Genomic DNA, 22,147 nt, shown 5'->3' with positions numbered 1-22,147 from the left:
GCCTTATTGTTGCTTGGCTGGAGCTGTGGTGCCGCGCAATGAAACATAGCGTTTGAAGACAGCCTGCGCTTCGGTCATGCGGCCGGCGTGACGCAGGGCGTGGCTGCGCATCAGCATCAAGGGCAGAGACGAAGACGGTTCGTCATCTAGTTTGTCAAGCCGATCCAATACCGACAGCGCTTCGTCACCGCGACGCTCCGAGATGAGAGCATAGGCCAGGATCCGCAGCAGGCCGATGTCTCGAGACTGTTCGTGAGCAACCAGCCGCAATAGAGCCAGGCTCTTTGCGCTTTGCCCGCACGAAAGATAGATATAAGAAAGCACGCAGAGCAAATCTCGCTCCGGCCCAGTGACCAGCTCGAGAGCATCGGCTTCGGAAACGTTTGGCGGCTGTGTAGATGTGACGTGTTGCAATTTGTCTGGATCGGCCATTGCTAGCCTTTGATCAAGCCGTTGTGGCTCTGCCGGAGCAAGATTAACCGCTGCAGCTCCAGCTGCAGAAGGGCGGCTCCTTCACGTGCCACCAAGTCCTCCGGGGCGGCAGATAGCGTATTGGCTAAACGCTCCAAAAGAGGGCCGTGTTGCTCGGGACGCAGAACGTGCGAATGACGTAGGCGCGGCGTCACGAACGAGAGCAGGCTATGCGCGAGATTAGGCCCGTTAAGCCAAGCGAGTTCCGAGCCTGGCTCAATCTGACCTGGCTGGGCGCGAGCCTCGTCGAGATTGACGCGCGAAATCGCATTGATCGAACCGAGCTCAAGCGCGCTGTCGATCGTGGCTTCAACCAAGCGATCCGGTGCGTCACTATGTCGGGAAAACGCGCTGTGGCTCTTCTCGTCATTGCCACGCGTCCGGTCAATCCCGATGGACCTGGCTCGAGAATTGACCGGCGTGATGGCAGATGCATGATGATCAACGCTTGGTCCCTGAAAAGATGGGCCAGGCTCGACGGAATTCGGGGGCAGCCTAGTCATGGCACTTTGCTTCCTTACCTGCGGCCTGAAAGGCTAGTAGGACAGAGCGGCAAGCCGGCCATTCCGGCTCAGCAGAACACGCCCTTCCTCAATCCCGTTGACGGTCCATCCATTGCTCAAGAGCGCGCCAACAAAATATTTTTGACCGGCAATGACGATATAGGGGTCACTGCCCCGCCACACAGCCTGGATCCCAACTGCGGAGGGTGTCTTTTCATCTCTGACGACGACTGCATTGACGAGCGTAGAAGCGCCGTTGCTATCGCGATCAAACCGTTGCTGGATGTCTTGCCAAGTGGCGAGTGCAGCGGGCGTAATGCTGCCGTCGGCCGTGACAACGCCGGCTCCAGAACCGATTTTGATGCCGACAAGGCCCGCTCTGTGAACTTCCTCTTGCAGCAGACCCGCAGCTGCATCGGTGGCCAGAGCATCAGGAGCGCTGAGCGCCAGCTTGGGTGCAACGTCGGCGGCAGGAGGCAACGAACTCGGCACTGTAGCCGTGTCGGTCTGGACAAAACTGGTCGAGACTGTGCCAACCGCGGCAAGGCTGATCACGACCATGGCGAGTCTGGCGAGCGATACACGCCGGCGATCAATAGAGCCAGGTTTTTCGAGACCCTCGATAGACCACCGGATCGACATTTCGCCGGCATGAAGGACGGCAGGAAGAGGGACAACGATGGGCGTGTTTGGCAAAACAGTCTCATGCCCCTCGACACGAACGTCGCTCGCCAGTGCCTCGATCTCGATCGAGTTGGAATGCGGGGTGACACGAAGATGGTGCGGTTCGAGGCCCTGTTCGACAAAGATCAAATCAGCATCGAGGCTGCTGCCGACCAGACACGATCCGACCCCTACTTTGCCCGTCAACCCGGAATAACATCCCAGCAGCACTTCGAAACGCGGGCAATGTGGTTCATTCACGGTCGCTCTCCTGAACTGCGAACGGAACCGTACGGCAAAACCGTACGGCCCGTTGCGGCTTCACGGACTAAGCAGCCCGGGAAAGTGGGCGACGTACGTCGCCCCGCCTCATCTTTTACTGCACCCGCTCATCGGCTGCTTTCTTGACGGTCGAGAGCTCGGTCGAGACGACGCGAAGTTCCACATCCCGCTCAGCAGCCTTGGTGCTGGTGAGAGTCAGAGCGGCGATTTGCCGTTGGAATGCCGCCTCTCCAGCAACTTCAGCGGCGGTGGAAGCGGTTGCAGCAGCAGCGGTGCCAGCTGCACCAACACCTTTAGGCATATTAGTTCTCCTGTTTGCTTGAATTTCGCCGCAACGTGCGGCTCCTATTTTCCTGACGCCGCAACATGCGACGTCAGGAATCCTCTTCTGTTTCGGCCATGACGTCGTCGAAATGACTCATTGCACTATTTGCAAGCTGTAGAGCAGCGGCTCCGAGAGCGACGTTGAATGCTTGCTGCATAGCGGCTTCTCGCGAGGTTCCGCCTGGAGTGGACGCGCCGCCGTTTACGGGAATGTTCGCATCTGGCGATCGGCCATGATCATCGCGCTCGTCAGGTTTATGAGATCCTTTTTTGCCGCTGCTTTTGCCGCCAGCCGCATGGAGGTCGGCATCAACGTGCCCAGTGGCGCTGGAGCTTGTAACGCGCATCGGGTTCTCCTATGTCAATTCGATCGTGCCAATGGAGGCAGTCTCCGCCCACCAATGTGCAAACGTTAGCTTTCGAGAAGCTGACGAGTTCTACAAAATGCAATGGGCCGATGCTGGATCTGCGAAAGCTGCAGATCAGATGGTATGTACCAGGACAAACGTTCGTTTGTGGAGCTTGTTCGGGTCGGATCGCTGCTCATCAAGTCGAAAGCTTGAGCAGGCGGATGTTAACGCGACTATTAATAGATCGCGTTTGAAGTCGACGCGCTGCAGTCCCGGTCTGACGTCACTTTCGATGCCCGCGGGGTCTTTTGACAATTTTCTTGCGGCCGGGCGCAGCGGGACGGAGCTTGACCTGGTTTGGAGCGGGGCGGAAAGCGAGATTGACGGCGATTCAGCGGTAAAGGATGATCCCTCGGTCCTGGAGGGCTCATGAAGGATCCGTCCATCGGGGTCCGCCTTCACGAGAGCGAACAGCAGCCTGCCGCTCGAGAAGCGGTCCTCTGCGATCAGCATGCTCCTGATCCTTGCGCAAGCCGGCAGGCTCCGCACCTCTGACCGGTTCTGTCGCGCGGTTTTAATGCATCGACCTTCTTGCCGGGCTGCGTATGCAGCCGATTGACCTTCGCAGCGGCAGACTGGATTTGAGGTCGGCCCTCGCGCGATCGGGCGCGCCCCACATAGATTGTGCGCAGTGAAGAGCGAGACAAGTTCCTCGGATCCGGCGGACGGTATCGAGGATGGTAGAGCTTGCGCGACCGACTGCTCGGCAGGGAGACCCGACCGCGCGTAAGCCGCACAAGCTCGACCGGCGTTTTCAGCCTTATCTTGACAGATAGTGTGATCCGACTAGGCGTTAGCGCCTGCAGCTTGCATGCGGTCGGACTCGATGCGAGCCTTCAAGTTGTTCAGGTAGTCCTCCGCGTAGGACTGGGCTACCGAAACCGGGAGGTTGACCCCCGCCGTGGCCGCTTCTTGAATTGCCTGCTTCACCAAGCCTTCTCGCATTGCCAATTTGACCTCAGGGCCGCCGATGCAGCCTACCGCCTGTGCCGCAAGGCTCAGGCCGGCTTCTTCGAGCGCTTGCTTTATGTTGCCACCGCTGATCGCCGTGTGAAGAACATTTGCAGCTTGCGCTTCGGCTTCGAGCACCATTGACGCCAGATCGGCCAATTCGCCCAAGCCTGGAATGAAGCTAAGTACACCGACTGCTGTCGCAGCCCAGTCGAGTACCTTGGAGCCAACCTTGAGCACGTCATTGATTGCGTGCATGAAAGCGCCACCGTTCTTTTTGGGAGACTTGACGTCGGGTTGGTCTGCCACGCCCATCGTCATGTCGGCGACCGCGTCCTTATCGGCGGCCGTTCGGGCGGCATGCGTCTTCACATGTTGAACGGTGCGGTTCGCACCGGACATGTTGCTGAAGAACTGGTTGAAGTCGCTCTTGCTGATATTACCGGAATCGACCGTATGGCCGCCGCCGAAGTCGAAGAACTTGTGGTGGGTTTTGTAGCCCGTAATCGCGTTGTTCATCAACCCGAACAGCACAGGGTCGGACAGCAGCTGGGATGCCGCCTTTCGCACCTCGGGCGGGAGGCTCTTGTCGTCGGCCATGCTCGCCAGCTTTTCCCGCGTCAGGTCGCCCTTCCCGAAAAAGGCGCTTTGGTTCTTGCTGATCGTGTCGAGCGTATCGAGCTCGGCTTTTGTGAGATTCACCGATGATGAAGCAACCTGCAGGAAGTCCTCTTTGTGGACCTTGTCTATCGAGCCGCCATACAACTGCTTCCATTCATTCGGATGGTCGAGGAAGTATTGAGCGGCCGCGAGAACCTGCGGCGGGCATTTGCCCGTCTTGGCTTCGCCGTCGACGATCTGCTTGAAATCCGAAATGCTTAGGTTCTTGGGCAGGTTGTCGGAATAGCGATAGAGCTCGCGCAATGCATCGGTCAGCATCATAACCGATGGCTCGCCATTGCCGCTGCCGTCGGAGGGGATGTAGTTTTGCGTATAGTTCTTTGCCCGCTGCTCCTGGAACTCAGCAACTTGCGGGTGGTGATCGGAGAAGCCGGAGAGATCACCCGCTTTGATCTTACCGCCGCAGCGGCCGTCGCCTTGCGAGCCTATCGCGTAGAAGAGCTCGGGGTCTCGCTGCAGTGCCTCGATCGCCGCCTTTAGATCCGGCGGTGTGGAGGGATCGTTGGCCAAATCCCCCAGAGATTTCCAATCCAGCGGGCATTTGTCCTTGTGTCGGATCAGCACCGACACAATCTGCAGCTCGGCCTCAGTCGGGGTGCCGCTGTTCCACGTGATTCTGGAGCTTTGTACGGGAGCTTCTGCGATCTTTGGGGCGTTCGCAGCGGAGGAGGCTTCCTCAGAGGACGGCTCGGGGGTCTCCTGACATGCGTCCAGTGCGGCCTTAATCTCCGGCGGGATGATGTTCCGCACCTCTTGCGTGAGTTCCTCCGTCAGTTGCTTGGCCGAGTCCTCGGTCGCCGGACCTTGCGGTGGGGAATGCTCGTCAGTCGTGCCCTTCAACGACAAACTGACCAGCACCGCCTCGAAGCTTGAAAAGTCACGCGCCGGCGAGGGCCCGGAAGCTAGCCCCGACAAAGCCAAATTCGAGCTGGTGGTTAGCGGCAGATTGTTGACTGACATCATACGTCCTCTGATTTGAGATCGCACCACAAGCTGGCTATGTGGCGCAGCCTGAGATCGCGGCGAACAACGAGCAAGAAATGTCGATAGGATTCAATGGCTCCTATCGCTTGCTTCCGATTGCACAGCGCCCCCAGCGCTCGGTTTGGCTACAATCTATAGGCATATCGCCGTCTAGATATTCACGCCGTATGGTAAGAGCGATCAGCTTTCGAGAAGCTGACGGCGCTCAGAGGATTTCACAATGAGTTGAGAAATGACGTCGCTCAAGGCGGCGACGGGTCTCAACTCGGCGTCGGCTTGCTTGGGTGCTCGATCGCTCGCCTCCGCGACAACCAGGTCAACGAGTCTGCCGCCTTTCGCAGGGTTCGCGTGCGCTGATTCATGCAACACATCGCCGGTTCCGCAGCATCTTTCGGCAACTCACCAGCGCGCGGCCAGCTCGCGCTTGCGCGTCAAACAAGTTTGTTGGCGTCTGCCCGATCGGGCCGATGCAGCATAATCGGATCAGATTGCCGGGGTGGACGCACGAATCAATCCATCGCCCAAAAGTTGAGCGGCGCATGGTACTCCGGACGCCTCGGATCTCAGATGCACCTCTGCATCTGTCAATGTCATTGGACTTCGTCACCTGGCGGGTGTCCGCCCGAACCTGCAGGCCCAAGGGCGGCGTCCAGCGAAGGTTCGAGACGAATGAACCCTTCTGCTCGCCATTGCGCTGTGTGAGGCACACCCAGGATGGTGAACGTTGTAGTCCGGACATTTCTGTTCGGCATGACGTCACGGCCTCTCAGCATCTCGATCTGAGCAGGCGTAGCTGTTTGGCCGATGAAGACCCAGTTGTCCCTGGCGAGATATCCGTTCGCCATGACGAAATCGCCAAGTTCCGGCGGCGCGACGCGTACGGGCAGCGCGGGCCGCCCTCGGGACCGTCCGGCGTGAGGTGACCCCGCCTGCATGCGTCCAGGCTCAAGATCTTGCCAAACCGGGTTCTTGCCGAAATCGGAGGGTTCCGCGCGATCTTGAGCGGCCGCTTGTTGGGAATTGGACTGCTCGCTGCCAATCAATGACGGCTCGCCGCGCGATGCTTGGCCTCCCAGCTCCTGCCAAATCAGGTCCTGGTTGTATTCGGGCATTTCATACAATGCCATCAGTTCACGCTCAAACTCAGTTCGATCGTCGGGCGATGAGGCCGAGTGGGCGTGTGGACTCTCGTCTGCTCCGCTTAGCGCATTGAAGTCCATCCTGTTCCTCCTTTTGCAGTAAAGAGTGGCTTTCATCCGATGCGACGAAGTTCATTTGCATGACGGACTTGGTGGAGCTTTTCCAAGGTTCGTATAAAGCGCTAAGGAGGCAAAGCATTGCTCGCCAGGATTCCGTTTCGAGCATCCATGGCGCCGGCCGGACATTTATTGCCTATCTTGCGACCTAGCCGCTAGACAGCTGCCCTCTGATAATGACAGCAGCAGCTTTCGAAAAGCTGACGGAGGGCGTAAACAGAGGAATCACATCTCTTCCTGACCCGTCTGTTATCATCGGTTCCTTCTCTTGCCAGTATCGGGCGCGTGAGCCACGCCGTCTTGATGTGATAGCTCGGGCGAAGGAGCGTCATTCGGTCGTCCTTCGCGAACGACCACGCTGGAAGATCCACGAAACAGCATCAAAACCGATTCATGCGGCGGCGGCTTTTCGACTCCGATGGGGTCTCGTCGCGCCTGTGCCTCCGTCACCAGTCCTTTGAGTGTTTGCTCCACAAGTGCGATAAAGCGAGGCGGACCGGACGCGAAGACGAGGCCATCGCCCGGTACGGCTCTCACGATGTAGCGCTCATCCGAGATGTTGAGTGCATCGAGTGCCGCCTTGAACGCATCAAAGCTGATCGGACTCAGCACCAGAAGGCGACTTTGCGCTTCATGCGCGTCAGATACGTAGAGCACCAGCCCATCGTAGTACCATTGAAGATTGTAGAGATTGATCAACCGTTCGAAGAACTCGCGCGGTGGGAGATCCGGCATTCGCCCGCGAATTCGTCCCTTCACCCCGGTGCTGATATTGACTCTGATATTGAGGTTGTTGCCGAACTCCTGCAGCGCGGCCGCGAGGTCCTGATCCAGCACTGTGTAACTATACGGCGTCGACGGCAGCGCCAGCGGGGCGCCGAGCGCCTTGATGGCGCCCAAGCAAATGAAAACACCAACATAGAGAACTTTCTTCAAGATATGCAGCCTTGTAGACGAGATGAGCATTTCTGCGATTTTCTTCTACTTGAGACTAAGCACTGGAATTCGTCCCAAAATTTGGAGGCCGACGCTTCGCCGGAAATTGGAAGCCAACCGTGATCATTCGATGACAGATGCTCGTCAGCTTTTGGTCAGCTTGCCTCTCTAGGGTGCCAGCCTATTCATGCGAGCGAATGGCTAATCTCACAACGTGACAGAAATGATTTCTCCCATGTGGCTTGGAATTGCGTCGGTCTCCACCAACCCCGTCGAGTGTGCCTCCAGCGGCTGTTCGCTGGCACACGCTCAGTTTCACGAGAGTCTCGCGCAGGCCGCCTTGAAACAAGGGGGCGCCTCTTCTGTGACCGAGCGCGCGCCGGTGTCATTGGTGCCGGAAGTGCAGCGCGCAGTCACGCCGGCGAGCCCGCTTGGCGATCGCGTCCTTCAGAGCATTTCTGCTATCCACCAGGGCAAACCATTTCCTGGAGGTGCAGTTTCGCCGACGCTCGTCGGCGACCCTGATCCTGCGAAGAGTTTCCAGCTTGGGCCGGCCGCGCAACCGCTCCTGCGGCCGCAGAAAGTCGAGGTGCATTCGGCGGACAAGCCGGAAGGTGCGGATCATTTCGATTCGGCGCTGACGAATTTGCGCGATGTTTACAGCGGCGTCGTCCAGGTTTCGCTCATCTCCAAAGGGACAGGTGCCGTCAGTTCATCTCTGAATAAGCTTCTATCGGCAGGCTGAGCGGGCCGTTGGCTGTCTTGACGAAAGGCAAGATCGGTAACGGTCGGCCCGCGAGCAAGCGGCTTCATGCTCTTGTTCTGCTGCTGCTTTTACCGATGCTCACCGGTTGCAAAACCGATCTGTATACCAAAGTTCAGGAGCGTGACGCTAACGAGATGCTTGGGCTGCTGCTGAGCAGGGGTGTCGATGCCATCCGGGTTATCGGCAAGGATGGGACGAGCACCATTCAGGTCGAGGAAAAGCAGCTCGCCTATTCCATCGAGTTGCTAAATGACCAGGGCTTGCCGCGCCAGCCCTTCAAGAGCCTTGGTGAGGTGTTCAAGGGGTCGGGGCTCGTTGCCTCTCCGGTTGAGGAGCGGGCCCGCTACGTCTATGCCCTCAGCGAAGAATTGTCGCGCACGATCAACGATATTGATGGGGTTCTCTCCGCCCGTGTTCATGTCGTTCTGCCGAAGAATGATCTTTTGCGGCAGGATGCAACCCCGTCCTCGGCGTCGGTTTTCATTCGGCACGCCTCCAACGCGAAGCTCTCAGCCTTGCTGCCGCAGATAAAGATGCTCGTCGCCAACAGCATCGAAGGTCTATCATACGACAAGGTGGCGGTCGTGTTCGTGCCCGTTGAGCGGACTCAGCATGAGGTCTCGGTTACGCCAGCGGCAGCTTCAAACGAGTCAACCAGGTTCGTCTCGGCTCCCATTGCGATCGGCGCAGGAGGTGCGCTCGGTGTATTGGGCATCCTATCTTGCGTACTGCTGAGCGTACGTGGTGGCCAACTTCGCCAATCCTGGCGTAAGCTGATGAATCTCGGCAGTGGTGCCAGCAAGCCAGCGGTCCAGTCCGTTGGCAAAAAGCTCCCCTCCGATGCGAAGTAGGCGGGCATTCAGGTCCGTATCGATGGTATCCCGCGACCAAAATCATTTACTCAACGCGCATTCCGATCGCCTGCGCGAGTTTGCCGCCTTGATCCATCCCAGCCGTTTGGCCGGCCATCTTGATGGGCTCCTGTCGGAGACCACAGTACTGCAGTTGCAGAAGACTCCGAGGCTGCAGCAAAGACTGGCCGAATTGCTGCTGAAAAGTGAGGAGGCCTCGAACGGAACTGACTGGGGCAGGGACGTTCTGCTCGGGCATGATCCGCGTCGGGCGGCCCTGCTCGCTGGCAGTATCTGGCACGCCCGCTCGGTGCTGAAGCTTGTGTCAAAGCATGATGTGGCGATTCTGATCGAAAATATTGGTGCGGAAGCGCAGGCGTTCTCAATCCGACACTTATCTGGCGCGGTCGCGACCACATCGATTGTCGATCCGCATAAACTATCGAGCCAGATTGAACATGACGGACATGCGTGCCTTGGTGCCTGGCTCAAGGACGCATCAGAGCTTGACCGTGTGCGCGTCCTTTTCCGTTTACCTGTGGGGACCGCCGCCGAATCCCCAGCAGCCGAACACCACAACGCAGCGAGTCGTTTGCTGTCTTTGGTGGTAGCCCACTTGGCCAGCGAGGCGCCAGCGGCATGACGGCCGATGAAATAGCCCGGCCAGATAGCCCACGGATACGGCCGCTTGGTCCACTCATACCAGCCGCGGAACTCGGCATCTGGTACGATGCGGTGCAGACGCGTGCGCTAGCCGACCGCTATCTGCGGCAGGTTCGCAGCTGGGCAAGCAAAGCCCATCAGCAAGAGCGGGAGCGCGGCCACAGCGAGGGTCTTAGGTCAGGATCGGACGAAATGGCGCAGCTGATCGCCCGAGCTGCTTCCGATGTGGCCCGGCGAAAGGCCGTTCTGCAGCAGGAGTTGCCACAGCTCGTCCTTGAGATATTGACCGACCTGCTGGGCTCCTTTGATCCCGGGGAGATGCTGGTAAGGACCGTTCGTCACGCCGTCGAGCAAAGATATGGCAGCGCAGAAGTATGCCTTCACGTGTCTCCTGTGAACGCTGATGCACTAAGACATGAATTCCAAGCGTTCGACGGGACGGATGGTCGGCCGAGAGTCAGAATTGATCCGGACCCGGCTATGGGGCCTGACCAGTGCGTTCTGTGGAGCCAGTTCGGCAATGTGGATTTAGGACTTGCCGCACAGCTCCGCAAATTGCGTCTCAGGCTTGATCCGTCCTCTCAGGAAGGCGAATCGTGACGATGCAACGATCAGACCATGATCAAGCGGCCGGAGAAGGAGATTTGCATGCGGCGCTGGCATCTGTAAGGTCCGCAGCAAAGGACGTCGATACGCGTGCTGTGCGGGGACGGATCACGCGGGCGATCGGCACGTTACTTCATGCCGTATTACCAGGGGCCCGTGTCGGAGAACTTTGCCTGTTGCAGGATCACGCATCCGGATGGGCGCTTGAGGCCGAAGTCATCGGTTTGTTGCCGGATGGGGTTCTGCTGACGCCTATCGGCGATATGGCGGGCCTGTCACACCGCGCGGAAGTGGTCCCAACCGGGCGCATGCAGGAAGTGTCAGTCGGGCCCGGCCTGCTCGGTCGCGTGATCGACAGCTTCGGTCGTCCACTCGATGGCAAGGGGCCCATAAAGACGGTCCATACTTGTCCGCTCCGCGGCAGGGCACCCAACCCGATGAAACGGCGTAGCATCGAGCAACCATTTCCTCTCGGCGTTCGCGTGTTGGATGGGCTTCTGACGTGTGGCGAAGGTCAGCGGATCGGAATCTATGGAGATGCTGGGTGCGGTAAGTCGACGCTGATGTCGCAAATTGTAAAAGGGGCGGCCGCTGATGTCACCGTAGTTGCACTCATAGGAGAGCGCGGCCGCGAGGTGCGTGAATTCATTGAGCGTCATCTTGGAGATGCCATTGCGCGCACGATCGTTGTCGTTGAGACATCCGATCGATCCGCAATGGAGCGGGCGCAGTGCGCTCATATGGCGACCGCACTCGCGGAGTATTTTCGTGATCAAGGACTGCAGGTCGTTCTAATGATGGATTCGCTGACGCGCTTTAGCCGTGCGATGCGCGAAATCGGCCTCGCCGCGGGAGAACCTCCGACCCGGCGCGGCTTTCCTCCTTCCGTCTTTGCGCTGCTGCCCGGTCTGTTGGAACGCGCGGGTATGGGGGAGCGGGGCTCCATCACGGCATTCTATACAGTGCTTGTCGAAGGTGACGGCACGGGCGATCCGATCGCCGAAGAGTCGCGCGGCATTCTCGATGGTCATGTCATTCTTTCGCGCGCACTGGCTTCGCGCGAGCATTTTCCCGCCATCGACGTGCTGTCGAGCCGAAGTCGTGTCATGGATGCGGTCGCCTCCGCGCCACATCGCAAGGCGGCCTCCGTCTTCCGCGATCTGCTCTCGCGCTACAATGAAGCTGAGTTCCTGATCAAGGTCGGTGAATACAAGCCCGGCAGCGACCCGCTGACTGATCGGGCAATCGGGTCAATCGAGGAACTGCGCGCATTCTTGCGCCAGGGACAGGACGAGCCGTCCAGCTTTGAGGAGACCGTTTCATGGATGTCGCGTCTCACGGCCTGAATCCCGTGCAAGCGTCGAAATTGCGGCTGGTGAAAGACATGAGGGAGCGAAGCGCGCTTCGTGAATTGTCGAGCATGGAAGACAACCGCCGAATTGCAGCCGACGCGCTGCAGCGGGCGTCTAAGGATCTTGAAGCCACGCAGAAGCATCGCGCCAAGGTCGAAGCTGAACTTTATCGGGAACTGGCGCAGCTCGAGACAACGTCCGTGACCGAACTCGATCGACGGTGTCACCTCGTCCTTGGGCGACTGGCAGTAGAGATCGAATCGGCGCGTCAGGCGCTTGTGCAGGCACGCATCGCGCACGAGGAGACCCAGCGGGCGGTGAATGAAGCGCGGGCACTATGGGCCGGGCGTTCGGCGGCGAGCCAGAAATGGCAAGAGATTGAGGGAAATGTCCAGCGAGCGACCGCCGTCCGTTCGGAGTCTGCGGCCGAAATCGACGCCGACGATGAAGTTTTGCTCCGATATCAGGGTGGTTCGCGCAGCCAGACGATCGGCGGGGCATTCTAATGGCTGGTTCTGTTATGACGTCGCGAACTGCGCCTGTGCAACCTGTCGGTAAGTGCCGTGGCTGAACCCGCACTCTTTCAGCCAGCGGTGAAGCTGGCGCATGAAGTGGTCTCGTGGGTCAACGAGATTGCCGCACGGCGCACCGTCCTGCAGAGCCGCCTTGGCGACAAGCCGCTATCCATCCGTGTGAGCCGGCTGGTCTGGCAGGCCGAGCCATATGCCATGTCAATGCTCGACTGCGTATTTCGCGCCGGAGGCGAGACAGCTGTTTTGTCCTTGCCTCGCCTTCTCGTCGAGACACTGATTTCAACAGTCCAGCAGGGCCTTACTTTACCCTCCGACCCAACCCGCTCGCTCGTTCTCGAGCTTGCACTGGCACCCTGGATCGTTGGATTAGAGAACGTGCTCGCATCGAATGTGCAGCTGATCCGCATCGAAGACGCAACGGCGAAAGACCCCTATCTGGAGCTCGATGTTGCCATCGGAGCGCTGGCAGGAAAGGCCCGCCTGTTCTTGTTCGCGCCTCTTGACGGTCTGATTCCTTCTGCGTTCCGCTTGTTGGGCGAGTCGATTGGCCAATTACCGCGAGAGCAAGGCAAGATTTCGTCGGAATTGCCGGTCGTGATTGCGAGAGAGATCGGCTCGCTGCGGGCGCCTGTCAGGCTCCTTCGCCAAGCACAGCCCGGCGACGCACTGCTGCCCGACGTCATTCCCTTTGCCCATAGCCAGCTGATCCTCACGGCGGACAAGTTGTGGGCGCCGGCGCAGGCCGCGGACGACAGACTTGTCCTTCGCGGACCATTCCGCCTGCAGCCCCATCCTCTAAGGTATGTAGATATGACGATACGCTCCCAAACGGAACAAGCAATCCCGCCCTCGGAAGCCGACATCGACAGTGTTGAGATCACGCTTGTCTTTGAATGCGGCCGCTGGCCTATCCCGCTGGGTACGTTGAGAAGCATCAACGAGGGACACGTGTTCGAACTTGGGCGGCCGCTGGACGGTCCAGTCGATATTGTAGCCAACGGTCAATTGATCGGCCGGGGCGACATCGTGCGCATCGGTGAGGCGCTTGGGATCCGGTTACGTAGCAGGTTGGCAGTCAATGGTTGACATTCAACCGAGCATCCTTGCGCTTCTTGCGGCGACGGTCGGCCTTGGCCTGCTGGCGTTCGCAGTCGTCACAACGACCGCCTTCATAAAGGTTTCTGTCGTTCTCTTCCTGGTTCGCAACGCGCTCGGAACTCAGTCCATACCGCCGAATATCGTCCTGTATGGCGCTGCATTGATTCTTACCGTGTTCATAGGCGCTCCAGTGTTCGAGCAGACTTACAATCGCGTGACCGATCCGCAACTTCGCTACCAAACCGCCGACGACTGGTTGATCGCCGCCAAGGAGGGCAGCGAGCCGCTGCGCGCCCACCTCAAAAAGTTCACCACTGAGGAACAGCGCACGTTCTTCCTGTCATCGACGGAACATATCTGGTCGGATGAGATGCGCGGCAACGCATCAGCCGATGATTTAGCAATTCTCGTGCCGTCCTTTTTGATCTCGGAACTTAAGCGTGCATTTGAGATTGGCTTCCTTCTCTATCTTCCGTTCATCACGATCGACCTGATCGTGACGACAATTCTGATGGCCATGGGCATGTCAATGGTGTCACCAACAATGATATCCGTTCCTTTCAAGCTCTTTCTGTTCGTCACAATCGACGGCTGGTCGCGGCTCATGCACGGATTGGTGTTAAGCTACGCAACGCCCGGAGGTTGAGATGGACGAAGCCAGCATCCTCACCCACCTGAGCCGATCACTTGTCCTGTTCATGATCTGGGTTCTGCCGCCGCTCCTGGCAGCTCTCGTGGCCGGATTGGGTATCGGCATCGTGCAGGCAGCAACCCAGCTGCAGGATCAAACCTTGCCACTGACAGTGAAGCTCCTCGTCGTCGTCGCGGTGCTCGTTCTGTTTGCCCCGGTGCTGAGCGCGCCGCTAATCGAACAAGCCCAGCATATCTTCACTGAGTTCCCCGCGCTCACAGCGAGGTATTAGTGCGGGGAACGCAAGGCTGACCAAGCCTAAAGCTATGGCGTCGCGTTTGTCTGTCCTCATTGTGAACCGTGACCAGAAGAGGCGAGTTTCGTCAGCTTACCGAAAGCTCGCCTCACTAGCATGGGCAGATAGATATCCGAACTGTCCTGTTCGGCTCGATGGGCCTTCGGAGGAAGAATGATCTCGTCTGAAATTGACATCCACTCAATTCAAATCTTGCTCACGATGGAATGACCTGCGGTAAGGCCTGGCCCTCGATGTCTAACCTGGCGAGTTATCAACTAGGGGGACAGGCGAACCGCTTTGATCTCAAGCGGCCGTACGGTTTTGACGTTCTGATGGATCATGCCGCGATGAAGGTGCCGCCCGGGACCGATCTCCGCAAACTGTTGAATTGATGGAAGCTCCGAAGCTCCAGATCATCAGCACCGCCCTGCGGCCGGTGAGACTCGAAGGAGCTTGGCTTGCTGGCCTTGCAGCGGCGCTATTCGGCGGGTCCTATCTTGAAATGGTCATACCTTATTGGCGACAGCCGTGGCTGCGGAGAGTTGAAGCGCTTGACCTGGCCTGGCGCTAGGTGTCGCTCTGCAACCGCTAGGACACGAGGTAGATGACCAGCAGAGTGCTTGACGACTCGCATCATGGCGAGGCACGGGCGATTAGATTGGCTTGAAGCGAGCGGCGAGCTGAGCTCAAATGGATGCGTTGTCACCCACCGAGACGCAAAGTCTGGTTCAGACTGCCGTCGAATTCGTCGTTGCGGCCGGACTTGGCGCGGCCCGGGCGCTTGGCATTATGCTGGTTCATCCGGTATTCACCCGGCCGCACATTAGCGGGATGATCCGCGCAAGCGCGACGGTTGTGATTGGATTGCCTTGCTTGATGCAAATCAAGAGCGGCTTGCAGACGCTGGATCCCGGCACCCGTATGATTGCGGTCGCGCTCCTCGGCGTGAAGGAGATATTTATCGGCCTATTATTCGGCTTTCTGCTCAGCATACCACTTTGGAGCATCCAAGCGGTTGGTGACATCATTGATACCCAGCGCGGCATCTCAAGCCAGGTAGACGATCCTGCGACGCGCAGTCAAACCTCCGCAATGGGGCTCTTTCTCGGAACTGCGGCGGTTACGATCTTCGTTGTATCGGGGGGCCTGCAGACAATGGTCAGGTGCCTCTACGGAAGTTATCTGATCTGGCCCGTGTATCGACTGCTACCGCCCCTGACCGAGCGGGGGGCAATGGAGTTTATCAAGCTTCTCGACCATATCATGCATACGACCCTCGTGGTCGCCGGGCCCGTGCTGGCTCTGCTGCTTCTGATTGACGTATCCCTCATGCTGCTCGGGCGCTTTGCGCCGCAAATCAAGCTGAACGACCTCTCTCCGACTATCAAGAACGCCGCCTTTGGCATCATTATGGTGAGCTACGCCGTCTTCCTGATCGAATATATGGGAGCCGAGATCGTTCAGTTCGACGGTGTGCTGGAGTGGCTCGAGAAGTTCTTGAAATGAACGACACGAGTGAAGAGAAAAAGCTTCCACCAAGTCACAAGAAGCTGAGGGACGCGCGTAAGAAAGGGCAGAGCCCGCGCAGCGCCGACTTTGTGACCGCGGCAAGCCTTTGCGCTGGTTTCGGCTGCCTGTGCTTCAGGGCGGGCCCGATCGTAGACGCATGGCGCGAAGCCGTGCGGCTCATCGACAAGCTGCAGGGCCGGCCGTTCAACAGCGCGGTCGGGCAGGCGTTGGTCGGATTGATGGACCTTTCTATGGCAGCCGTAGCTCCCATCCTGGGTACGGCGTTGGTTGCCGCCATCTTGGCCGGCGTCTTGGCCAACGGCGGGTTGACGATTTCCGTCGAGCCGTTGAAACCCAGTTTTGAGAAATTGGATCCGGTCAAAGGGCTGAAGCGGATTGTCTCCCAGCGCTCGCTTGTCGAGCTTGGAAAGTCCCTCGTCAAAGTATTGGTTCTTGGTGCCACGTTCCTCTTCACTGTGCTCGCAGGTTGGAGGGCGCTGGTCTATTTGCCGGTGTGCGATTTAAGCTGCCTTGGTTTTGTCTTTAACGAGCTGAAAGTACTGATAACGATTGCTGCCGGCGCCTTTTTGATTGGTGGGCTGGCCGATCTGTTCATTCAGCGTTGGTTATTCCTGCGCGACATGCGCATGACGCAGAGCGAGGCCAAGCGCGAGTCCAAGGAACAGGATGGTAATCCGCACATCAAGGGTGAACACCGCAGGATCCGTCGCGAGTCGGCGAACGAGTCTCCGCTCGGCATCCACCGGGCAACATTGATACTGAGTGGACCGGCGACGGTGATTGGGCTGCGCTACGTTCGGGGCGAGACAGGCGTCCCGGTGCTGGTGTGCCGCGGTGAAGGCGCGGTGGCGTCACAGTTACTGGCGCAGGCGCGGGCCCAGCGTCTGAGCATCGTCGAGGATCATGTGTTGGCGCGGCAGCTGATCCGCAAAGGTGCGATGGGCAAGGCCGTTCCGATGGATTGTTTCGAGAGAGTCGCAAAGGCGGTGTTTGCCGCCGGCCTTGTATAGCGTCGATACGTTCAGACCTTCGGGCGAAGACCCTATTGTCGCAGAACCTGGTACAAGCTGCGCGATCCAAAAACAACGGCCGAGCAAAGACAGGATTCCAGGAGCCTCGTCGGCCCATCGCAAGACTGATATGGAAACCAGAGTGTCCAGCGTCGTTCGTCCTGCGCGGATGTTGCGAGCCGCTTATTGGGTTTCTGGCGCCCCCCTGTTTTGGGTTCCTTCCTCCAAATTGCTGCGATTGCCGGTCGCCGCTGGCCCACGAGCTGTGATGGGAAGCACTGCACGATCACCGCTGGTCGGCATGACGGCGCCATTGCCTAGCAGGTCGCCAGGATCGTTGACCATGACTGCGAGGTTATTGCGGACTGAGCAGCCAAGCGTTGGATCGAACGAATTGTCGCCTAGAGAAGGGCCGGTGACAGCGAGCGGCGGACAGGCGGCAGGATGTGCTTCGTAGGTAATTGCCTCGATCCGGACTCCGAAATGTGCGGGTAGATCGACGGGAGAGGCGGACAGGCGGATATTGTAGGGGGCAATGCCCATCGCGCGCGCCTCATGGGCAACCTGCGCTACGAGCCGCGGTGAGCCGGCGACGTCGAGTTGGAGTGCATCGCGCCGGCCGCGGCTGGCATTCGCAATGAAATCCCGCAGGCCGTACCTCTCGTTGCGACGAAGATTTTGAAGCAGCAGGACACTGGTCTTCTGCTCCACCCGAGCCGCTTGTCCAGCCGGTCCGGAAGAAATCGCAGCACTATTTGCACATCCGCCAAGGGCCGCCGCAACTGAGATCAAAAGACATAGGTGTCGCAAGGTCATTGGCAGTCCTCATTCAATGATAAAGCCGGCACCGATGGTCGCACCCGATCTGGCCGTGGCGGGCGCCGCCTCACGGCCCTTCGATGAACCAGCCAGCGTATTCGTCAGGGTGCGCCCTGCGTCCGAAGGCGGCCCGATGCGATCAGTTGGAGCGCTCATCTTGCCCGGGCCAGATCCCGGTCGGACGATGTAGGGAGTGACAATGATGACCAGTTCGGTCTCCTGCTTCTGAAATGAAGAGGAGCGAAACAGCACACCAAGGATCGGAACATCGCCTAACCAAGGAAAAGTGCCGATGTCGGTACTGAAATTGCGCCTGATGAGCCCCCCAATGGCGAAGCTTTGACCGCTGGCAAGCTCGACGACAGTACTGGCACGACGCGTGGAGAGGCCGGGCACCGATATTCCGTTGACGCTGACCTCGCCTTCTTTCGACAGTTCGCTGACTTCAGGCTTCACATGGATATTGATCTGATTATTGCTGAGGACGGTTGGGACGAACTCCAGGCTGATTCCGAATTGTCGGAATTGGACCGAGACTTGCCGGTTGTCCTGCATCACCGGAATCGGAAATTCGCCACCTGCCAGAAAACTTGCGGATTCCCCGGACATGGCGGTCAGGTTCGGTTCAGCCAGGATCGAGGCGAGGTGCTCGCTGGCGAGTGCGTCGAGAACAGCGCTCAGGTTGGTATTGCCAGCGCTGTACCCGATGCCGATCGTGCCGCCGCCGCGGGCCGGCCCGGAACCGCCACTTTTTCCGGTGGCAAGGAAAGCGCCGTTCGGACCGGAAGCCGTGAAGTTGATATTGAGGTCCTTGACGGCACTGCGGGAGACTTCTGCCACCCGCACACTCAGATTCACCTGCAGCGAACCTGCCACCTGAATCTTGTTGACGACCAGCGCTCCCGGACCGAGAAACTGCTCAGTCACCTTCCTGGCCGTCTCGACGATATCGGCGTTGGGAGCCGTACCGCCAAGGATTGCGCCGCGTGGGGTATAGCTGACCTGGATCGGATAATCGCCGATCTCAGCCTTCAGCGTGGCACGCAGGTCCTCGATCGGCTGGGTGACAACGACGCGCAGCTCGGCGAGAGCCTCGCCGTTTTCGTTCAAGGCGAACAGGCTGGTTCGTCCGGATTTTTTGCCAAATACGAATATCGTGCTGCTCGATGGCGCCTGATAGTCGGCGATCGCCGGGTCGGCAACAAAAATGCTCGCTGCCGGCGCGTTCAGATGAACCGTCTTGCCCTGTGAGGAGGTGAGGTTGAGCGTGCCGGTGGTGCTGCCAGGCGCCGCACGTGGCGGCTCTCCTTTGCCGTCCCGTTTTGTCTCGGCTGCGCCGGCAAGCGGAAATAGCAGAGCAAGTCCGCACAGGACGTAGCACAAGCGGGGCAGAGCGGCAGAGCGTTGCGCGATCATGACCATCGGCAGATTGGCGCCGGCAGCATTCTTGACGACCTTCAAGGGATTGTTGCTTTCAAGTTAGATTGCTAGGCAGCCGATGCCGCGCCGACGAGTTCAAGAGTGTAGCCGACCCCGCGCGCGGTCTTGATCCTGAGCGTCGCACCGGCCTGGTTCAAATGCGCGCGTAAGCGATAGATCCCGACTTCCAGCGCGTTGGTCGAGACCTCGTCGTCAAACGCATACAAGCTATCTTCCAGCGATGTGCGCGGCACGGTGCGGCCGGCGCGGTTGAGCAGATGTTCGAGAATGCACACTTCGCGCCGCGCAATTCTCAGTATCCGGCCGCCAACCGAGACTTGCCTTGCGATCGGGTCGAAATGCAGATTGCCAAATGTCACCACCGGCGCCGTCATTTGCGTCGATCGTCGCAGGATGGCTCGCATGCGGGCGATGAGTTCGTCGATAGACACGGGCTTGGGCAGGAAATCATCCGCACCTGCATTGAAAGTTGCAATTCGGCGGCTGAGATCATTGAGACTACTCATCATCATCGCCGGCATTGATCGTCCCTCGCGCCGTAACTGCTTCAGCCAATCCAGTCCGTCTCCGTCGGGCAAGACAGATTCGAGCAGGACCATGTGGTAGTTCGCGCATTCCAGCGCGGCCGACGCCTCATCCAGTGTGCGCGTCACATCAACGGCGAAGCCGCAATTCAAGAGCGCTTCCTTCACGGCGCGGCCAAAGTCCGCATGATGATCAACCAGGAGAATTCGCATTCATTGCCTCTCGTCCATCCTCGGCAGGACTTGAGCGTGTCACGGTTGACCATGTGGCCCGGTGGGCGGCCGCTTTGACGTGAATTCGAAAAGTCGGAAATGCCAGGATGGAGCATAGCGGCAGGCGATCAATGTCTGCCGGTCTATCGTCATCGGATAGGCGGCCTGCCGCGCATCGCGTCCGCCGGCGACACCGTTCAAAAGATCCTGCATGTCGGCAAGAGCTCCGCGATTTCCAACAAGGTTGAAAGCCGTGGCAGCACGCTGATGCATCTGTGGGCCGAGGCCGCCGCCTGCAGGAGCGATTGCGCCAAACCGCGCGAGTGAAACGAAATCGCAGGCGAGAGCGGCTGAATTGGCCGAACAGACTAGCGAAGCTGACATTTGGAAACTCCCCCAATTCGTCTTAATCCGCGGTCGGTCCTGCTAGGCTGCTGAGCCTGTAGTGTCGTCAAGCCACGGCAATGCAAGGTTTTTCGCGTTTTTAAGACAGTTCACGCGCTGCGAAAGATCAATACGCCTGTCGGCTGGATAGACATCCTCTCGTTGGCCGGTGATTGCCGCGCAAGGTACCAACCGTCCAGAAGTGCGGTCGCGCCGGAGTCCTCCCATGCCGCCGCGGAGCGAATGCTGCGAACGAAGGAGGAATCGAGTCCGGCGTTGCGAGCGCGCATCGCCTGAGGTGGTTACGCAGGCTCTGTGTCGTCACACGGGGTAAACCACGAAACAATAATCTGATCTCGAACTCGGCTTGTGACCGGCATGGACAAAATTGCGACTGCCCGCGTTCTTCTCGCCCGCTGGATCCTGGCCTGGCTACGCGTGGGGCGCGTCGTCCTCCGCTGTGCGCAGAAGCGATGCACGATGTACGCTCTGAGGAGAAGCCATCGAGTAGTGTAACGAGGCGGAGCGGCCGTGTATTGAGTTTTTGAGACGTTCGCAATTCTTGCCACCTGTCAGGAAGGGTTCACGCGAGCGGGCTCTGTCGCGAGACTGTCGGAAATCCTACAATCTGACGCTAGGTGAGATTCAAGCGCCTTTGACGACTGCTTGTAGCGGCGCCGTCTGGCTCGAACGCCTTGTGAGATAGCGGCGATACAGTTTGGACCAGACCATCGACCTGCGCATGGCGATCTTGCGCTATCCAGGTCGTGAGCATTTCGCCGTCCGATCAAGCTTAGCGCCAGAGCCATGGATGTGCACGAAGAGCCAGTCGTTCGTGCCAGGCTTTGGGAAAAGTCATGGCATCACAATCGGACGATCGACGGATCCGCCTCATGCGTGGCAATATTGCGGGAAGACAGGGGCGGGTATGCGTTCACGTGACGGGCATGGGCTAACAGCCGAGATGCGGACGAGCGATCGCGCGAGCCAATTTGATCATCAAGGAACTGAGGAGAGAATCGATTACCAGACGTCATTTTGAATGCTGCCTCCATAGATCGCGGTCGACTATGAGGGGCTTAGGTGTGACCAGCAAAATCGATTGTTTTGATGGAACACATCCAGGTGACGGATCGGCCCTGCTGCAACAGTATCGCCGGTCGCAGACGAGTGAATAGCTGAAGCGATCGCGGCCAAAGCGTTGATCGCGCGTTCAATGTCAGGTCGAGCCAGCTAAAAGGGGCGATGCTTCGCGTTCAGAGGTTTACCTCGTCACGCCTCCGGCCACCCGTGATGGCCACTAACAAATTGATGCCGTGCGATGTCGGAACGCAGCCAAGATACCAGGATGCCCCGAACGGCCAGCTCCTCCCGACCGTCGTAGTGCGACTTTCCCTCTCGGAGCCCTCAACCGCACGTAGCGCATTACGTAGGGGCTGCCCCGTTCGATCGGTGAGTTGATCAGACATCGGTCGCGCCACGCCCTATGCTCAAACTGTTACGCGTGAGGTGTGCCGTGCTCCAGGTCTACCTTGAGGTGGTTGTCTTGGTGCATGAACCCAAGCGAACCTGCTAAATGGCGCGGTCGACAGAGTATCTATTAATTACTCCCGCGCTTGTAGGGATTTGCTTCGCTGGCGGTCCGGTAGTTCTCCAAATTGCCGCCCAGGAACAAGCGCTCAGTCTCTCGGGTTGGAGTTCTGCCGAGTGAGCACATCAAATCGACGTCCCCGTCGATGTGGTCCGGATCGTCGGCATTCATTCCATGACCGATGCTGCTCAGCACGTCGTCAGGCGTCCAGACCGCGGACTTCGGTACCGTGTAGGTGTGCTGCGCGTCCGCATTGTTGGCGATCGCTCTCGCCCAAGTATCGCGCGAAACGGCGAGTTTTTCCGGATCCTCGACCAACGATACGAAGGCAGATGTGGTCGTCTGGCCGCGCATATGCCAGCCAGCTTGGCGCGCCA

The 22,147-nt window shown here is 58.8% G+C and carries 24 protein-coding genes; 12 read left to right on the top strand and 12 right to left on the bottom strand.

The features are described 5' to 3' along the window. Window positions 1-3 precede the first annotated feature (3 nt). The 8 genes from sctY to FNJ47_RS07895 all read right to left on the bottom strand — a co-directional run bounded on the left by sctY (window position 4) and on the right by FNJ47_RS07895 (window position 7,491). Window positions 4-432: a type III secretion apparatus assembly chaperone SctY gene (sctY, locus tag FNJ47_RS07930; RefSeq protein ID WP_163152318.1), complete on the bottom strand. Its 429-nt coding sequence runs from the start codon at window positions 430-432 to the stop codon at window positions 4-6. A 2-nt stretch (window positions 433-434) separates the two neighbouring features. Beyond that, window positions 435-788: a type III secretion apparatus assembly protein SctX gene (gene sctX, locus FNJ47_RS07925; RefSeq protein WP_235999642.1), complete on the bottom strand. Its 354-nt coding sequence runs from the start codon at window positions 786-788 to the stop codon at window positions 435-437. Window positions 789-1,007: 219 nt separating this feature from the next. Beyond that, window positions 1,008-1,898 carry a SctD/MshK family protein gene (locus FNJ47_RS07920; protein ID WP_163152314.1) on the bottom strand — a complete coding sequence of 297 codons (891 nt, stop codon included), beginning with the start codon at window positions 1,896-1,898 and terminating at the stop codon, window positions 1,008-1,010. Between the two features lie 115 nt (window positions 1,899-2,013). Further along, entirely contained in the window at window positions 2,014-2,220 is a 207-nt protein-coding gene (locus tag FNJ47_RS07915) for a nodulation protein NopA (protein WP_163152311.1), read from the bottom strand. 73 nt (window positions 2,221-2,293) lie between these two features. Beyond that, window positions 2,294-2,590 (bottom strand): hypothetical protein, encoded by a 297-nt coding sequence (locus FNJ47_RS07910; RefSeq protein ID WP_163152309.1) that lies wholly within the window; start codon window positions 2,588-2,590, stop codon window positions 2,294-2,296. A gap of 849 nt (window positions 2,591-3,439) precedes the next feature. Continuing rightward, complete coding sequence (locus FNJ47_RS07905) at window positions 3,440-5,245, bottom strand: HrpF/NolX family T3SS translocon protein (RefSeq protein WP_165445590.1); 1,806 nt, start codon at window positions 5,243-5,245, stop codon at window positions 3,440-3,442. Between the two features lie 614 nt (window positions 5,246-5,859). Then, the gene (locus tag FNJ47_RS07900) at window positions 5,860-6,489 is read right to left on the bottom strand and encodes a hypothetical protein (protein ID WP_163152307.1); all 630 of its coding nucleotides are present in this window, start codon (window positions 6,487-6,489) and stop codon (window positions 5,860-5,862) included. 288 nt (window positions 6,490-6,777) lie between these two features. Then, complete coding sequence (locus FNJ47_RS07895; protein ID WP_235999640.1) at window positions 6,778-7,491, bottom strand: secretin N-terminal domain-containing protein; 714 nt, start codon at window positions 7,489-7,491, stop codon at window positions 6,778-6,780. Between the two features lie 193 nt (window positions 7,492-7,684). Between FNJ47_RS07895 and FNJ47_RS07890 the strand changes: the two genes are divergently transcribed. From FNJ47_RS07890 to FNJ47_RS07840, 11 genes are all read left to right on the top strand, one after another. Then, window positions 7,685-8,206, top strand: a complete 522-nt coding sequence (locus tag FNJ47_RS07890) for a nodulation protein NolB (protein WP_235999638.1) — start codon at window positions 7,685-7,687, stop codon at window positions 8,204-8,206. A 95-nt stretch (window positions 8,207-8,301) separates the two neighbouring features. After that, window positions 8,302-9,078, top strand: coding sequence for a type III secretion system inner membrane ring lipoprotein SctJ (sctJ, locus tag FNJ47_RS07885; RefSeq protein ID WP_163152335.1), 777 nt, complete (start codon window positions 8,302-8,304; stop codon window positions 9,076-9,078). Window positions 9,079-9,100: 22 nt separating this feature from the next. Continuing rightward, window positions 9,101-9,721 (top strand): nodulation protein NolU, encoded by a 621-nt coding sequence (locus FNJ47_RS07880; RefSeq protein ID WP_163152305.1) that lies wholly within the window; start codon window positions 9,101-9,103, stop codon window positions 9,719-9,721. After that, complete coding sequence (gene sctL, locus FNJ47_RS07875; protein ID WP_163152303.1) at window positions 9,718-10,341, top strand: type III secretion system stator protein SctL; 624 nt, start codon at window positions 9,718-9,720, stop codon at window positions 10,339-10,341. Before FNJ47_RS07880 ends, sctL begins: the two co-directional genes overlap by 4 nt. Next, entirely contained in the window at window positions 10,338-11,693 is a 1,356-nt protein-coding gene (sctN, locus tag FNJ47_RS07870) for a type III secretion system ATPase SctN (protein ID WP_163152301.1), read from the top strand. Before sctL ends, sctN begins: the two co-directional genes overlap by 4 nt. Next, window positions 11,669-12,205 carry a hypothetical protein gene (locus tag FNJ47_RS07865; RefSeq protein ID WP_163152299.1) on the top strand — a complete coding sequence of 179 codons (537 nt, stop codon included), beginning with the start codon at window positions 11,669-11,671 and terminating at the stop codon, window positions 12,203-12,205. Before sctN ends, FNJ47_RS07865 begins: the two co-directional genes overlap by 25 nt. Before the next feature lie 57 nt (window positions 12,206-12,262). Beyond that, window positions 12,263-13,318 (top strand): type III secretion system cytoplasmic ring protein SctQ, encoded by a 1,056-nt coding sequence (gene sctQ, locus FNJ47_RS07860; RefSeq protein ID WP_175068357.1) that lies wholly within the window; start codon window positions 12,263-12,265, stop codon window positions 13,316-13,318. Then, window positions 13,311-13,976, top strand: a complete 666-nt coding sequence (sctR, locus tag FNJ47_RS07855) for a type III secretion system export apparatus subunit SctR (protein ID WP_050420712.1) — start codon at window positions 13,311-13,313, stop codon at window positions 13,974-13,976. The genes sctQ and sctR overlap by 8 nt, the downstream gene beginning before the upstream one ends. A gap of 1 nt (window position 13,977) precedes the next feature. Next, entirely contained in the window at window positions 13,978-14,253 is a 276-nt protein-coding gene (locus FNJ47_RS07850) for an EscS/YscS/HrcS family type III secretion system export apparatus protein (RefSeq protein ID WP_025038819.1), read from the top strand. Window positions 14,254-14,949: 696 nt separating this feature from the next. Continuing rightward, the gene (gene sctT, locus FNJ47_RS07845) at window positions 14,950-15,765 is read left to right on the top strand and encodes a type III secretion system export apparatus subunit SctT (RefSeq protein ID WP_163152297.1); all 816 of its coding nucleotides are present in this window, start codon (window positions 14,950-14,952) and stop codon (window positions 15,763-15,765) included. Continuing rightward, the gene (locus tag FNJ47_RS07840) at window positions 15,762-16,799 is read left to right on the top strand and encodes an EscU/YscU/HrcU family type III secretion system export apparatus switch protein (RefSeq protein WP_163152295.1); all 1,038 of its coding nucleotides are present in this window, start codon (window positions 15,762-15,764) and stop codon (window positions 16,797-16,799) included. Before sctT ends, FNJ47_RS07840 begins: the two co-directional genes overlap by 4 nt. Window positions 16,800-16,982: 183 nt before the next feature. On the opposite strand, the gene FNJ47_RS07835 is transcribed toward FNJ47_RS07840, so the two are convergent. The 3 genes from FNJ47_RS07835 to FNJ47_RS07825 are packed head-to-tail and all read right to left on the bottom strand — an operon-like array spanning window position 16,983 to window position 19,795. Then, a complete protein-coding gene (locus FNJ47_RS07835) occupies window positions 16,983-17,615 on the bottom strand; it encodes a CpaD family pilus assembly lipoprotein (protein WP_163152293.1) in 633 nt (210 codons plus the stop codon). Window positions 17,616-17,624: 9 nt separating this feature from the next. After that, a complete protein-coding gene (locus FNJ47_RS07830; RefSeq protein ID WP_163152291.1) occupies window positions 17,625-19,079 on the bottom strand; it encodes a type II and III secretion system protein family protein in 1,455 nt (484 codons plus the stop codon). A gap of 26 nt (window positions 19,080-19,105) precedes the next feature. Continuing rightward, window positions 19,106-19,795, bottom strand: a complete 690-nt coding sequence (locus FNJ47_RS07825; RefSeq protein WP_163152289.1) for a response regulator — start codon at window positions 19,793-19,795, stop codon at window positions 19,106-19,108. A 99-nt stretch (window positions 19,796-19,894) separates the two neighbouring features. Between FNJ47_RS07825 and FNJ47_RS07820 the strand changes: the two genes are divergently transcribed. After that, entirely contained in the window at window positions 19,895-20,122 is a 228-nt protein-coding gene (locus tag FNJ47_RS07820) for a hypothetical protein (protein WP_163152287.1), read from the top strand. A 1,657-nt stretch (window positions 20,123-21,779) separates the two neighbouring features. Here FNJ47_RS07820 and FNJ47_RS51095 read toward each other — a convergent pair. Next, a complete protein-coding gene (locus FNJ47_RS51095) occupies window positions 21,780-22,124 on the bottom strand; it encodes a hypothetical protein (RefSeq protein ID WP_235999636.1) in 345 nt (114 codons plus the stop codon). Window positions 22,125-22,147 lie beyond the last annotated feature (23 nt).

This window comes from Bradyrhizobium uaiense (assembly GCF_010811875.1).
Classification (GTDB): Bacteria; Pseudomonadota; Alphaproteobacteria; order Rhizobiales; family Xanthobacteraceae; genus Bradyrhizobium; species Bradyrhizobium uaiense.
The sequence above is the reverse complement of the archived record's forward strand: the minus strand, read 5'-3'. Positions and strand labels throughout refer to the sequence as shown.